At 52.1% G+C, this 12,805-nt stretch carries 13 protein-coding genes and 2 pseudogenes; 7 read left to right on the forward strand and 8 right to left on the reverse strand.

Annotated elements, in window-relative coordinates:
• A pseudogene (locus BM258_RS21800) lies at nucleotides 1-590 on the forward strand (IS256 family transposase); the annotation flags it as partial.
• A 70-nt stretch (nucleotides 591-660) separates the two neighbouring features.
• Here BM258_RS21800 and BM258_RS21805 read toward each other — a convergent pair.
• Together BM258_RS21805 and BM258_RS21810 are read right to left on the reverse strand one after the other, a co-directional pair.
• Nucleotides 661-817 (reverse strand): annotated as a pseudogene (locus BM258_RS21805) (ATP-binding protein); the annotation flags it as partial.
• 73 nt (nucleotides 818-890) lie between these two features.
• Nucleotides 891-1,781: a LysR family transcriptional regulator gene (locus BM258_RS21810; protein ID WP_175528210.1), complete on the reverse strand. Its 891-nt coding sequence runs from the start codon at nucleotides 1,779-1,781 to the stop codon at nucleotides 891-893.
• Nucleotides 1,782-1,998: 217 nt separating this feature from the next.
• Here BM258_RS21810 and BM258_RS21815 point away from each other — a divergent pair, with 217 nt between their 5' ends.
• Genes BM258_RS21815 through BM258_RS21840 form a run of 6 tightly spaced genes read left to right on the forward strand, consistent with a single transcriptional unit; the run spans nucleotide 1,999 to nucleotide 7,971 of the window.
• Nucleotides 1,999-3,282 carry a TRAP transporter large permease gene (locus tag BM258_RS21815; protein ID WP_090075368.1) on the forward strand — a complete coding sequence of 428 codons (1,284 nt, stop codon included), beginning with the start codon at nucleotides 1,999-2,001 and terminating at the stop codon, nucleotides 3,280-3,282.
• A gap of 51 nt (nucleotides 3,283-3,333) precedes the next feature.
• A complete protein-coding gene (locus tag BM258_RS21820; RefSeq protein WP_090075369.1) occupies nucleotides 3,334-4,308 on the forward strand; it encodes a TRAP transporter substrate-binding protein in 975 nt (324 codons plus the stop codon).
• Between the two features lie 41 nt (nucleotides 4,309-4,349).
• Nucleotides 4,350-4,913, forward strand: coding sequence for a TRAP transporter small permease (locus tag BM258_RS21825; protein WP_210186846.1), 564 nt, complete (start codon nucleotides 4,350-4,352; stop codon nucleotides 4,911-4,913).
• The gene (locus BM258_RS21830; protein WP_090075370.1) at nucleotides 4,900-6,081 is read left to right on the forward strand and encodes a M20 aminoacylase family protein; all 1,182 of its coding nucleotides are present in this window, start codon (nucleotides 4,900-4,902) and stop codon (nucleotides 6,079-6,081) included. Before BM258_RS21825 ends, BM258_RS21830 begins: the two co-directional genes overlap by 14 nt.
• Nucleotide 6,082: 1 nt before the next feature.
• On the forward strand, nucleotides 6,083-7,447 hold the full coding sequence (locus BM258_RS21835; protein WP_090075371.1) for an MmgE/PrpD family protein: 1,365 nt from the start codon (nucleotides 6,083-6,085) through the stop codon (nucleotides 7,445-7,447).
• 35 nt (nucleotides 7,448-7,482) lie between these two features.
• Nucleotides 7,483-7,971 carry a DUF3237 family protein gene (locus BM258_RS21840; protein ID WP_090075372.1) on the forward strand — a complete coding sequence of 163 codons (489 nt, stop codon included), beginning with the start codon at nucleotides 7,483-7,485 and terminating at the stop codon, nucleotides 7,969-7,971.
• Between the two features lie 632 nt (nucleotides 7,972-8,603).
• Here the strand turns inward: BM258_RS21840 and BM258_RS21845 are convergent.
• From BM258_RS21845 to moaCB, 6 genes are read right to left on the reverse strand one after another with little or no spacing between them, the layout of a single operon-like run.
• Entirely contained in the window at nucleotides 8,604-9,374 is a 771-nt protein-coding gene (locus tag BM258_RS21845; RefSeq protein ID WP_090075373.1) for a HesA/MoeB/ThiF family protein, read from the reverse strand.
• Complete coding sequence (locus BM258_RS21850) at nucleotides 9,361-9,714, reverse strand: DUF7009 family protein (RefSeq protein WP_090075374.1); 354 nt, start codon at nucleotides 9,712-9,714, stop codon at nucleotides 9,361-9,363. Before BM258_RS21850 ends, BM258_RS21845 begins: the two co-directional genes overlap by 14 nt.
• The gene (locus tag BM258_RS21855) at nucleotides 9,698-10,210 is read right to left on the reverse strand and encodes a molybdopterin synthase catalytic subunit (RefSeq protein ID WP_090075375.1); all 513 of its coding nucleotides are present in this window, start codon (nucleotides 10,208-10,210) and stop codon (nucleotides 9,698-9,700) included. The genes BM258_RS21850 and BM258_RS21855 overlap by 17 nt, the downstream gene beginning before the upstream one ends.
• A 2-nt stretch (nucleotides 10,211-10,212) precedes the next feature.
• Entirely contained in the window at nucleotides 10,213-10,470 is a 258-nt protein-coding gene (locus BM258_RS21860) for a MoaD/ThiS family protein (RefSeq protein WP_090075376.1), read from the reverse strand.
• A gap of 11 nt (nucleotides 10,471-10,481) precedes the next feature.
• Nucleotides 10,482-11,723, reverse strand: coding sequence for a molybdopterin molybdotransferase MoeA (locus BM258_RS21865; protein WP_090075377.1), 1,242 nt, complete (start codon nucleotides 11,721-11,723; stop codon nucleotides 10,482-10,484).
• Nucleotides 11,720-12,784, reverse strand: coding sequence for a bifunctional molybdenum cofactor biosynthesis protein MoaC/MoaB (gene moaCB, locus BM258_RS21870; protein ID WP_090075378.1), 1,065 nt, complete (start codon nucleotides 12,782-12,784; stop codon nucleotides 11,720-11,722). Before moaCB ends, BM258_RS21865 begins: the two co-directional genes overlap by 4 nt.
• Between the last annotated feature and the right edge of the window lie 21 nt (nucleotides 12,785-12,805).

Raw genomic sequence — 12,805 nt, forward strand, 5'->3', positions numbered from 1 at the left:
CGAGAGGTTCTGCTGGGCCTTCAAAAGCATGGCCTCAAGGCACCGAAATTGGCCACGACGGAGCCATGGGATTCTGGGCGGCGCTGGAAGAGATATTTCCATCCACCCGTCAGCAACGCTGTTGGGTCCATAAAACGGCAAACGTGCTCAATTATCTGCCCAAGCGATCCCAGCCCAAGGCCAAGAAAATGCTGCATGATATTTGGCAGGCAGAGACCCGTGAGGATGCCAATCTCTCTTTTGACCTGTTCATCGAAAGCTATGAGGCCAAATACCCCAGGGCAGTTGAATGCTTGATCAAGGATCGCTCAGAACTCCTGACATTCTTCGACTTTCCCGCTCAGCATTGGCAGAGTATCCGCACATCAAATCCGATTGAGAGCGCTTTTGCCACCATCCGCCATCGCACCAAGCGAACAAAGGGAAGCCTGAGCAGAGAAGGTATGCTGCATATGATGTTCAAACTCGGCCAATGCGCCGAGAAAAACTGGCGAAAGCTTCGTGGCTTCGCTCATCTCGCTGACGTCATTGAAGGCGTCGACTTCGTCAACGGCATCAAGCCGTCAAACCAACAAAAGGCCGCTGCTTGAAAAGCTTCAAACACCAGAATTGACAATAGCTCTTTTAGGGGACAAGGTGTCTACAATTCTAGGGGCAATTCAGATAGCCCAGCTCATCCAGGATCAGGAAGTCGAGACGAGAGATCAAATCGGCGGTACGCCCTTGTCGATCAGCCCTTGCTTCATTATCCAGTTTATTGACCAGATCGACGACATTGAAGAAGCGTGCCGCGGGCACCATTGCGAATGCAGACCCGAATCTTTCAAGCTATGATGTACATAGTAAACCCAGAAGGCATCCGATAGTACGGAAGTGAGATTTGGAGAGACTTATCCCATCGCTTCTTTCATTGCATCTTTGAACGCTTCTACAATTCTCCGTTGGGGGGTATTTTCATTTTCGATAAAAACCATATCGAAGCACAGCTTGGTTGAAACCGGACGGGCCGTAACGTGTTCATTGGCCAATGCCCTGTAAACCAAGGAATCGACAATACTGATGCACTTAAGTGCTTTGACCAAACCGATGGCAAAGGATGGGGCAAAGGAAGTCATGATCTTGTTTGGCGTCACATTGGCCCGCTCGAACGCTTGCATGACTGTGTGACCAATAGGGGCATGCGGGCTGAGCAAAACACTTGGATAGATAGCGAAATCTTCAAGATCGACGAACTCTCTACTCGCCAAGGGGTGCGTAGATGGCATAATCGCAACCAGTTTTTCTTCTCGCAGTGTGGTAATGCGCAGTCCTGCTTGTGGCTGAACTGAGCCGGCCAACCCCACATCAATAAACCCCGAGCGGATGGCTCTGATTTGCTCGATGGCCCGACCGCTATCAACTGTAACTTCCGTTCTTGGAACCTTTCGCCGCCAAATTTCAAGCGCCTTCGGTAGAAGTTCAAAGGCCACTGAAGTCGCCGACATGATGCGCAAAGCCTCCCCTTCACCGACACGGATAGCCTCGACATTATTCTCTACTCTTTCTATGCCCTCAATGAGGCCGGTGGTTTCTGAATAAAAGCGCTGAGCTTCCCATGTAGGTTCCGTTCGTCCCTTCTCCCTTGCAAACAGTGCAAAGCCCAACTCGTCTTCAAGCACAGCGATATGTCGGCTCACCGTCGGCTGAGATAGTCCAAGTCTTCGGGCGGCCTGACGGATGCTTCCAACCTCATAAATGACGCGAAAGATCTTGATGCGTTGATAGTTTAGAGAGCGTTTCACTGAAGGCACATCCCGATTTTGAGAGAGACATAATTTGGTCAAACATTGTGCAAAGTTGTATTTGCTCAAAAATTATTCAAATCCACTGACATCGAAAGCGAAAAAAGGCTTACCATTACAATTTACTATATAGCAAATTGCTATCACATGCAGCAAATTTTAAGTTTGACTTCACATTCCGCTTGCTTCTTTAGATGGTGTAAAGGAGACAAGCAGCATGCCAATCATTCCTCTGTTGTTTTTATTCGCCGCCATCATGTCAGGCGCGGGCATTGCCTATTTCGTGGGAAGTGCATCGGTCATTGCTTTCGTAACGGAAGATCACGCGCGCTTTCTCGCCGCGTTGCCACAGCGTGTGATGGGGCAGCTCAATGTCTTCGCTTTTCTAGCGATGCCACTGTTCATTCTGACAGGTGAATTGATGAACAGAGGTGGCGTAACCGAAGCCCTGATCAAATTTTCAATGTCGATTATGGGGCGCTTCAAGGGCGGTCTAGGACATGTAAATATCATGACATCCGTGTTCTTTGCTGGAGTCTCTGGTTCTGCGACGGCAGATGCCGCAGCTTTAGGCAATACTCTGGTCCCGGAAATGGAAAAGCAGGGGTATGATAAGGATTATGCCGCCGCAGTCACTGCGGCCTCATCAATCATTGGCCCGATCATTCCTCCATCTGTGATTCTCATTTTTTATGGCGCACTGATGAATACTTCGGTTGTTGCTCTGTTTGCAGGCGGCATCGTTCCGGGGTTGCTGCTTGCTGCCGTTCTTATGGTCATCAACGCTATTCTCGCCCATCGTTACGACCATCCGGGTGGACGAGGAGCTGAAATTCCGCGCTTCTTTCCTGCGCTGTTAGACGCACTTCCCGCACTGTCTTTGCCGGTAATTATCATGAGTGGGATTCTGATGGGTTTTATGACGCCGGCAGAAGCTGCCGGTCTGGCATCAGTAACGGCCATTCTCGTTGGCTGGTATTATGGTCGCCTAAAACCCCATGATATTCTCATCGCTCTTGAACGTACCGCAGTGCTGACCGGTGCTGTCTTCATTATTCTGGTTGCTATCGCCACCTTTGGGTATCTCATGTCCATTGAACAACTGCCTCAGGCGTTGGTCGCTCTCATCAAGGAGATGGACCTCAGCAAGACCCAATATCTGCTCATGCTCAACGTGATCTTTCTTTTTGCCGGTATGTTGATGGATGTGAAGGCTGCGCTCGCTCTTTTGGGCCCCTTGCTCATTCCACCAGCGATTCTGCTCGGTGTTGATCCTACCCACATGGGCATCCTGATCGGCTTCAATCTCACCGTTGGCCTGTTGACGCCTCCATTGGGCGGCGTGCTGCTTATTCTCGCAACGGTTCTGAAGATGGACTATTGGCGTCTTGTACGAGGCGTCTTCCCATTCCTGGTCGCAGAACTGATTTTGCTTGGAGCACTGATCTTTATACCAGAGCTGACCCTCGCGCTCCCGCGTTACCTTGGGTTGCTGACCTAATTTCCCAGAAAAATCCAAACAAAAAACCTGTCCAGACTAAGGAACCAATCCATGAAATTCAAAACACTTTTGGCCTCTGTTGCCCTGTCAGTCTTCCTTGCCGGTCCATCACTTGCTATGGATCCGATCAATATAGCTTTTGCAGGCCCTGAAGACGCCAGCGTCGACGGCGAATATGTCTTTGCCAAGACTTTCAAGGATACGATCGCAGAACACGGCGTGGACGTAACAATCCATCCAAACGGAACTCTTGGTAAGGAAGACGAGCGCCTCGACCAGACAAGCCAGGGCCTCATTGAAATCGATCTGGGTAGCCCGGCAGTGCTGTTCAAGATGTCAAAGAGCGCCCCTTCGCTTTATCTGCCTTTCCTATTCCAGAGTGAAAAGCAATGGGATGATGTCATTGCAAAATCGAGCATTCTTGAATCAATCAATGAAGATGCTGCCAAATATGGCGTTCGCGTCCCGGGCTTCAATATGCGCGGCGGTCTTGTTGGCATCTTCACGACTGACATTCCGGCCACCAAGATGTCTGACCTGAAAGGCGTGCGTCTGCGTGCCCAGAACGGCGATCAGATCAAGTTTTTTGAAAGCTGGGGAGCCAAAGGCACAATTGTGAGCTTTGCAGAAGTGCCAAACGCCCTTCAGACCGGAGTAGCACAAGGTTATTTCAACCCACCCTCTTCCGCGATCAAGGCGCGTCATACGGACATGCTAAAGCAGTTCACTCCGCTTGATGCTATGCCGGTCGCTCGTGTAATCCTGATGTCAAAAGATTGGTATGATGCATTGACCGACGAAGAGCGCGGCTGGGTAGATGAGGCGTATGATAAAGCCCTTGCTGCCAACCGCGCATGGTCGGCCGAATATGGAGCCGCTGCAATCAATCAGCTGGCGGATCTTGGCGTAAGCGTCAATCCGTTGGAACCAGGCGAACGCGAGAAGTTCGTGAAGGCCGCAACAGCGATCTGGACAGAAGTTGGTGACAAAGACGTCATCGAAAAGATCCAGACAGCCCTCAAATAAAATATGATGAACAGGCAGCCTAACTCGGAAAGGGTAAAACCATGCTAGTGTCACTCTCTAAAAGATTGAATGGCATCAGTCTGCGTATAAACCGCATAACGATGGCCTTCGCTTGCCTGTTCCTTGTCCTCATGGTTGCAATGATCTGCTTGCAGGTCATTGCACGCTATGGCTTTGCCTCTCCGCCAGCATGGACGGAAGAAATGGCACGCTATGCAATGGTGTGGGTGGGACTGCTTGGTGCCAGTGCTTCGTTTCATGAGAATTTTGACCCGTCTTTGTCCAAAATTCCCGAGACATTTCCTCGCTGGCTACGGCTTGCAACTGCACTTGTCCGTGCAATCGCGGTTCTTGTCTTTCTGACACCCATTCTCTGGTACTGCTTTTTCGGACCCGGAGCCAATTTCACGCGTGGCTTTCTTTCGCGTAACACAACGATGGTGGCAGAAACTATTCCGATGCCTTTGATTTTCGTGGCTATCAGTGTGCCCATCTTCATAGTGGTCACCCTGTTTCACGGCTTGGCACGCACCTTCTCCACGCTCGCAGAGCTTCCAATACGAACTGATCTGAATGACAAAAGCACTCCCCATGAAACAGATTGAAGCAACGACTCTTGCTGCCGACAAAGATTTCCTTTCTCGCATTACGTCCATTCGTCAACAGATTCACAGCCACCCTGAAACTGCCTTCGAGGAAGTCAAAACTTCCGATCTGGTCGCTGAATTTCTTGAGAATCTCGGCCTTCAGATTCATCGCGGTCTTGCCAAAACTGGTGTTGTAGGCACCCTTAAGGGGCGTCTTGCTGGTGAACGGACGATCGGCTTGCGCGCTGATATGGACGCGTTGTTTATCACTGAAGAAACCGACAAAAGCTACAGCTCAAACGTTCCTGGCAAGATGCATGCGTGCGGACATGATGGTCACACGGCAATGCTTCTGGGAGCAGCCGAGAAGCTTGCGCAAAATCCGGATTTCGCAGGAACTGTGCATTTCATCTTCCAGCCCGGAGAAGAAGGCGTCGGCGGCGGTCGCGTGATGATCGAGGAAGGCCTGTTCGACCTGTTCCCATGTGATGCAGTCTACGGGATGCACAATATGCCCAAGACCAAGTCTGGTGAATTTTTCATCCGCTCTGGTCCGATGATGTCAGCCGGTGACACTTGGGAATTGCATTTGCGCGGCACGGGTGGACATGGTGCCATGCCACACAAAGGTACCGATCCGACCATGGCACTGGGAACCTTTTTGACTTCTCTCTCGACAATTGCAGCCCGAAATGTCGAAAGCTTTGATTCTGCTGTCATCAGTGTCGGACACATCAGTGCAGGCGATGCCATGAGTCCGAACATTATTCCCGCCGATGTATTTGTTCGCGGAACGGCTCGTACCTTCAAACCTGAAACCCGCGATCTGGTTGAGTTGCGCATTGGCGAATTGGCGCAGAGTGCGGCTCAAATGCATAATTGCGCTGCGGACTATAATTTCATCCGTCGTTATCCCTCTCTGGTCAATCACAAGGCGGAAACGATCAAGGCGGTTGCAGCTGCCACGGCCTCTGTGGGAGCTGACAGCGTAAACCCCGAGGCCGAGCGCGTAGGAGCGAGCGAGGATTTCGCCTTCATGCTTGAGAAATGCGCAGGCGCTTATATTTGTCTGGGCAACGGCGAAGAATCCGCCTTTGTTCATACGCCCAAATTCGATTTCAATGATGAAATCATTCCGTTTGGTGTTTCCTATTGGCTGAACCTCGTGCAAGTGGAGTTGGGCTGAGATGTCAACGGATCAAAGTGAATTGAATGGGATCGTTGCCCTCTCTGTTTGGGCTGCAGGGATTGAGGCAATCGACGACTCCGCTCTTATGGAACGGGCGTCTGACGCTATGGCTGACACGTTGGCTTGCGCTTTGGCCGGGCGTGAAGATGAAGCAACCCGCGCGGTCGCAAAAGCTGCCGAGCTTTCTCATGGTGCAGGACATGCAGCCCTTTGGGGCATGGGGCGTTCGCTCAGCATGGCAGGCGCCGCGCTCGTCAATGGAACTGCGGCGCATGCTCTTGATTTTGATGATAATTTTGCGCCCTCTATGGCGCATGCCAGCGCGGTACTGGTTCCTTCCCTTCTGGCAATGGCCTCCGGTCTTGAGCCTGTTGCCGGAAAGCATCTGCTTACCGCCTACATCATTGGCATCGAGCTGCAGGCACGCATCGGTCACGTCATGCATCCCGATCACTATCGAGCAGGCTGGCACGCAACGTCAACTCTGGGCACAATTGGTGCAGCTGGTGCATGTGCCTGGCTTATGGGAGCCGGATCCGAAGGCATCGCACATGCCATGAGCCTTGCCTTTTCGCAGGCGGCGGGGTCCAAACTTCAATTCGGCAGTCAGGCCAAACCAACCCATGCTGGTCTGGCCGCTCGCGCTGCTGTGACCGCAGCCATGCTTGCCAAATCCGGGCTCGGCGCAAAAGAGGCATTCGCAACGGGTCCATGGAGCTTTGCCGAGCTTTACAATGGCAATGGCAAAGACTTCGATATCGACGGTTTGGGCATGCGGTGGGCACTGTTGGATACCGGCCTGATGGTCAAACGATTTCCGTGTTGCGCGGCCTCTCATCGAGCGCTTGACGGTATTGAAACCATGATCAATGCCCATGGCTTTGGACTGGAAGATATCGCCGAAATATCAGTCGAACTGCCGGATATGCTGGCACGTAATCTACGCTATGATGCGCCCAAAACAGAAGCAGAAGCGCGCTTCAGTCTGAGCTATCCCGTTCTGCTGATGGTACAAAAAGGGTCACTCTCCCTGTTCGACTTCACGGCGGAGGCGCTGGCTTCAACGCCCCTCAGAACTCATTTTGAAAAAGTCCGGCGAGTAGCAGTGCCAATGGGGCCTGAAGGCCCTAACATGCCCAACAAAATTACGGTCACGCTTGCAGATGGCAAGATCTTGCAGCACGTTCAACACGATCTTGTCGGCAACGGCTCCAAAGCGCTTAACGCCGGTCAAAAAGAGGCAAAGCTTTCCGATTGTCTGACTTGGGCGAAGCTATCTGCTCGGCAGGCGGAAATCTCTTCAGCCTGCAGTGCGCTGGAAAGCAGCAAAGACATCCTTACCTGCCTTGCCCCTCTGGCGTGAGAGGAAAGCCACGAACGAATAAGCGAGAGACTAAGATGCTGTCAGATGAAACTCTTTTGGGGGCTCTCTCAGAGCATGGCGTTCAAAAACCTGATATGAGGCTCACCTGGGAAGCTGTCGTTACTGTCGCACCCCGCGAGAACTTGGGGACTACGCCTCTTGGGCAACGCTTCATCATTCCGATCACTGGTGGCTTGTTTCGAGGAGGGGCAGAGCATCCTGATCTCAAAGGCATCGTGTTACCGCGCGGTGCAGACCGGCAATTGTTGCGTGCCGATGGTGTCAAGCAGCTCAGTGCGACATACGAAATGCAGGTTGAAGACGGAACGGTTCTGGGGATCGAGAACGAGGTCGTGATGGACACTGAGGCGCAACCTAAACGCTATGCCGCCTCCAGAATTCATGTGCTGGCTCCAGAGGGTCGTTGGGCATGGATGAATCGCAGGCTCTTTGTCGGCACGCTCCAATCAGATCAGCCGAACAGGGGATTTGTTGTTATCCGTGGTTGGGAGATCCTCGTATAGGGTGTGCAGAAGTGGCTCGGTTCATCTGAACAGATTATATCTTTTTTATAAGTGGGTTTGGCCTGATTTCATGCTGCGCTATCCAATTGCAACCCCCATGAATGGCAGCTTTGACCGGAGGCACCACAGATCTCGCATCAGCCGGAAATGTCAGCAATCCGCCAGTTTTGCCCGAAGATCACCCTGCCACCATAAAATTTCGATACCGCAACGAAGGTCTTAAAGGTTCGCTCTGCTGACCTCGACCGGTTAAAAATATTTGCGCTTCAATCGAATGTTCGGAATGGGGAAGTAGGCTTCTGGGATGGAGCCCGACGAACGGCAGTTTTAGGTCGTCTTTGTGATATGTGGGCGTTAGCAAATGGTTTCAGATTAGCTGATCTCGTCAGCTAAAAGGGAATACGGTGGGACTTCATATTTCTTCATGCACTGATTATTACTTTGCGATTATTTTAGAATAGGATTTCGAAGTGATATAGCGATCGCACCAACTGCTCTCAAAAAAGAATATAATTTGTACGACAGGCTCTTCTTGTGGTTGCGGAGAATTGAGTTTGCTGATTTGACAATAGCAAAAGCCTTCCAATTCTCGATGGTATTCGTTGGGCCCAGTTTTGGATATTGCTGGGCATTCAGTCCGTTTGTGATTTCCTGCAGAAAGAGCATACAGGATCTCTCGGAATGTGCAATTTGCGGAAGTTATTGCGCAATACATCCAAAATAAGAATCTGGCCAGCTAGGCTCTCTCCTATATTCAGCAATTCCTTTACGACTTCCGTTGAAAGCCAGCTTCCCAATACGCCTGCTACGCTGCCGAGAATGCCATCTTCAAAGGCATTGGAGGCTAATGGGGGTACGAGGTTTGATGTGGGAAGGTTGGGATAGATACATCGATAGCATGCGCTGCCAAGATAGGGCTTGAAGGTATAAATTTGACCAGAGAATCCTGAAACGGCGGCAGTGAGCATCGGCTTTTTCTGGTGCATGCAGGCGGCATTAACGATGGTTCGCGTTTCGAAATTGTCGCAAGCGACAACAACCAGATCATATTGATGTGCCAATGGGTGGACGTTCTGTTCTGTCAGTCGTTCATTGTAAGGCGTGACATGGATGCCCGGGTTCAGCGATGACAGTGTTTCCAGAGCGCTGGTCACCTTAGGCCTGTCGAGGTCTTCCGTTGCGTGCAAGATTTGTCTTTGCAGATTGGACAGGCTTACCAGATCATCATCGATAATACCCAGATGTCCAACTCCAGCTGCAGCAAGATACAAGAGGAGAGGTGACCCTAGACCGCCAGCTCCAACAACGAGCACGCGAGAGGCCAAGAGTGTTTCCTGTCCCGCTGTTCCGATCTCTGGGAGCAGGATATTTCTATTGTAGCGCTGTCTTTCAAGCCCATTCATGGTCTTTTCCCGGATAGTTCTGAAACCTCAAGTCAACATCCAGGATGATCTCCATGCGCTGATCTGAATTGAAGGGTTGATGGGTCGCTATTCCTTCCTTACGGGGCAAAGCCTTGAGCAAGTCATAGGCAGAGCCCCTGTCGACGAGCAGTTGCATGACGTCATTGTCGAAAATCAGTTGCATCGGGGATGTCGAACGTCCTGTCAGGACACTGACCGTCAAACCTCGCCCATTCGGAAAGTGGATGCACTGGTTTAGGGATGCGCCCAGACAAAGGCGTGTCAGCTCGCTCTTGTCGATCCTGAAATGGACCTGCTGGCCATCAATGCGCAGCTTCACGGGCTCCTCCCTTGGTGGTTGAGTCGCAATCGTCTTTCCCACTATGTGCATTGGCACTGATCGCATTGCCTTGAACCCAGTCACTGTCACCATCGGCATAATGCTCCAGTTTCCAGACTGGAGAGCGATGCTTGATCTGGTCAATGACATAGCGGCAGGCTTCAAAGGCGGCATCGCGATGGGGAGAACCTACTGCGATAACGATGCTGGTCCCGCAGACATCCACACGGCCTTTGGCATGGGCCACATAAAGGCAAAGGTCCGTTCCCCAATGCGACTGGGCTTCCTTGCAAATTTCGAGGAAGGATTGTTTGGCCAGCGGGTCGAAGACGTCATAACTGATACCAAGAACCTCTTTTCCTTTGTTGGTCTCGCGTACGGAACCGACGAACAGGCTTTCGGCTCCATTCGGGGCGCGGGCTACAAAGGTGAGAGCTTGCAAAGCATCGGGCGGTTGCTGGTCTATGGAGCAGATATCTACGAGAATGTTGTTCATTTCTAACCTCCGGATACAGGGGGAATGACGGCTAGCTGCATACCCTCTTCAAGTAGGGTCGAGGAGGCCAGAAGCGTGGTTTCCGTTGCGAAGCGGCTATTGTCTATCAATATTGGATTGTCGAAGGAGGGATCGATTTCTTTCAGCTTTTTGAGGAACAAGCCGTGTAAGTCAGCAACGGTTGCTCCATGGGAAACGGAAATTAAAAGCGCCTCACCGAAGGGGCGAAAGGCACCGAAGCATTGGATGGTAATGTTCATAGATTGTGTCCTCATGCGTAAAGGGGGCGCAGCATCCATCTGTCTGGCATGAGCGGATAGATGGCGACTGTTTCTCCAGGAGCAATCTCGCTTCTGTCTTCGTCAAAGACTGCCCAGCAGTTGGCCTGAAGCATCGGTTTGATTCTGAAAGATTCCTGACCATCGAATACTTCCACTTGCAAGGATTGGTCCTCGGATACAGAAGCGTGGGCTTTGCAAAAGAAACGCAGACCCTGAACTTTGCGCGTCTGCGTCAGGAGTCTGGCCATCAAGGGCTTTTCTTCGGGCAAAGCCTGCAAGTGACGAAAGAGCGGCAGGGCGAAGAATCGCGACCCGACGGCGGTGGAAACCGGATTACCCGGAAGGCCGAGATAATGAATGCCGTTGGCAAAGCGCGCGTAGAGTACTGGTTTGCCGGGGCGATTGGTGACCTTATGAAAAACGATCTCGGCTCCAAGGGTACGTAAAATGTCGGGGATGAAATCAAATTTGCCAGCAGAAACTGCTCCGGTGGAAATGACTACATCCGCAGCACCTTCTGCCAATATGTCTTCCAAACGGGCGCGGAAGAGCTTGTCATCGTCAGGAACTAGCCCGCCATAGTTGGCGCCATATCTGAGCGCTTCGAGCATTGTCATCAGATAAGGGCCGCTTGCATCGCGGATCTGTCCCGGCTTCAGTGGTATGTCCGTATTCTGAACCAGCTCCTTGCCTGTATTGAGAAGGGTGATGGAAGGTTTACGATGGACTGTCACATTTTTTTGCCCTACGGCAGCAAGCGCCATGATCTGTGCAGGACCGATGATGTCGCCCGGAGAGACAACGACATCGCCCAAATTGAAATCCTGGCCGGCAAGGCGGACATTCTCGCCCTTGCCAATCGGTGCGGTGAACCGCACCCGGTCTCCGACACATTCCACATCCTCGATCTTGACGACGGCATCATACCCTTGCGGTAGAGCTGCGCCGGTCATGATCTCCCATGTGCCCCCTTTGGCGTTTGCCGGGCTTTCTCCTGCTGCTGTCGATCCGACAATTGTCAGAATGACAGGAGCATTTGGGGTTGCTGTGGCCAATTCCTCGGAGCGGATGGCGAAACCGTCCATACTGGAATTTGTGAAAGGCGGAACGCTCTGGGGACTGGTAATGCGATCAGCAGTAACAAAGCCACATGCTTGCTGAATGGGCAGGCTTGTGGTGGGGAGCGGGGCGCAATGCAAAAGCCGCTTGAGGGCTTCGCTATAGGAAATCATTTGCTTTCCTCCATAATATTATGACCGTACTCATGAGAGTGATCATGGGTATGGGCTGGCTTTTTATTGTCAATCAGATCAAGCGCGTGGGGCAGAAGAGGGGAGAGCGCCTTCATGCCGTCATTTACGCCGCCAAGGCTGCCGGGCAGGGCTATGATCAGTGTTTTTTCAAGGATTATGGCCGTCGATCGGCTGAGCCAAGAGGTTGGGACATGAGCAGCCGCACTGCTGCGCAATACCTCGCCGAGACCGGGGACAGCAATGCCGCCAATCCTTGATATGACTTGCGGGGTAACATCTCTCGGTGCGACGCCGGTGCCGCCTGTTGTCATGATGAGATGGACCGTTCCGACCAAGGCCTTGATTGCCTTTTCAAGCAGGTCTGCGTCATCAGGCAAGATGCTGCGGGATGATACCTGGCATCCGGCCTGTTCCAGTCGGGATGCAAGGGCTGGGCCGGAATAGTCTTCATAGCTTCCCGCATAGGCCCTGTCGCTCAGGGTTATGACTGCGGCTGTTCGGCCCTCAAGCGGTAGGGACCCTTCCTTCGGTATTAGCGACTGAAGCGCCGGGGGCACACCATCGGGGTGTATCCAAACGCCGCGCTTGCCGCCTTCTTTCATGACAAGGCGGGCTTGGGTGATCGTAAGAGCCGGGTTAACGGGTTTTGTCAAGTCATAGATTGTCAGCAATGCCGCATTGACGGCTGCCATGGCTTCCATTTCAACGCCGGTCTTGGCTGTGGTTGCTACGCTGGCATAGACGATAATGCTTTGACTCTCTTTATCCAATTCGGGAAGCACGGCAACATGATCCAGAAGGAGTGGGTGGCACATAGGGATTTGTTGCCAAGCCAGCTTCGCCCCTTGCACGCCAGCAATCTCTGCCAGTTTCAAGGCATCGCCCTTGGGCAATGTCCGATCCTTGATGCGGGCGAAGCCGACGGACCCCACAAAAATGCGCCCTGTGGCTATCGCGCGTCGGAAGCTGGGGGCTTTTCTGGTGATATCCGCCATATGGAACTGGCTTTGTTCGAATAGAGAGGCGACTGTTTCGTTCATTGTGGTATGTCCTGCGGAGCT

This window comes from Cohaesibacter marisflavi (assembly GCF_900115225.1).
GTDB lineage: Bacteria > Pseudomonadota > Alphaproteobacteria > Rhizobiales > Cohaesibacteraceae > Cohaesibacter > Cohaesibacter marisflavi.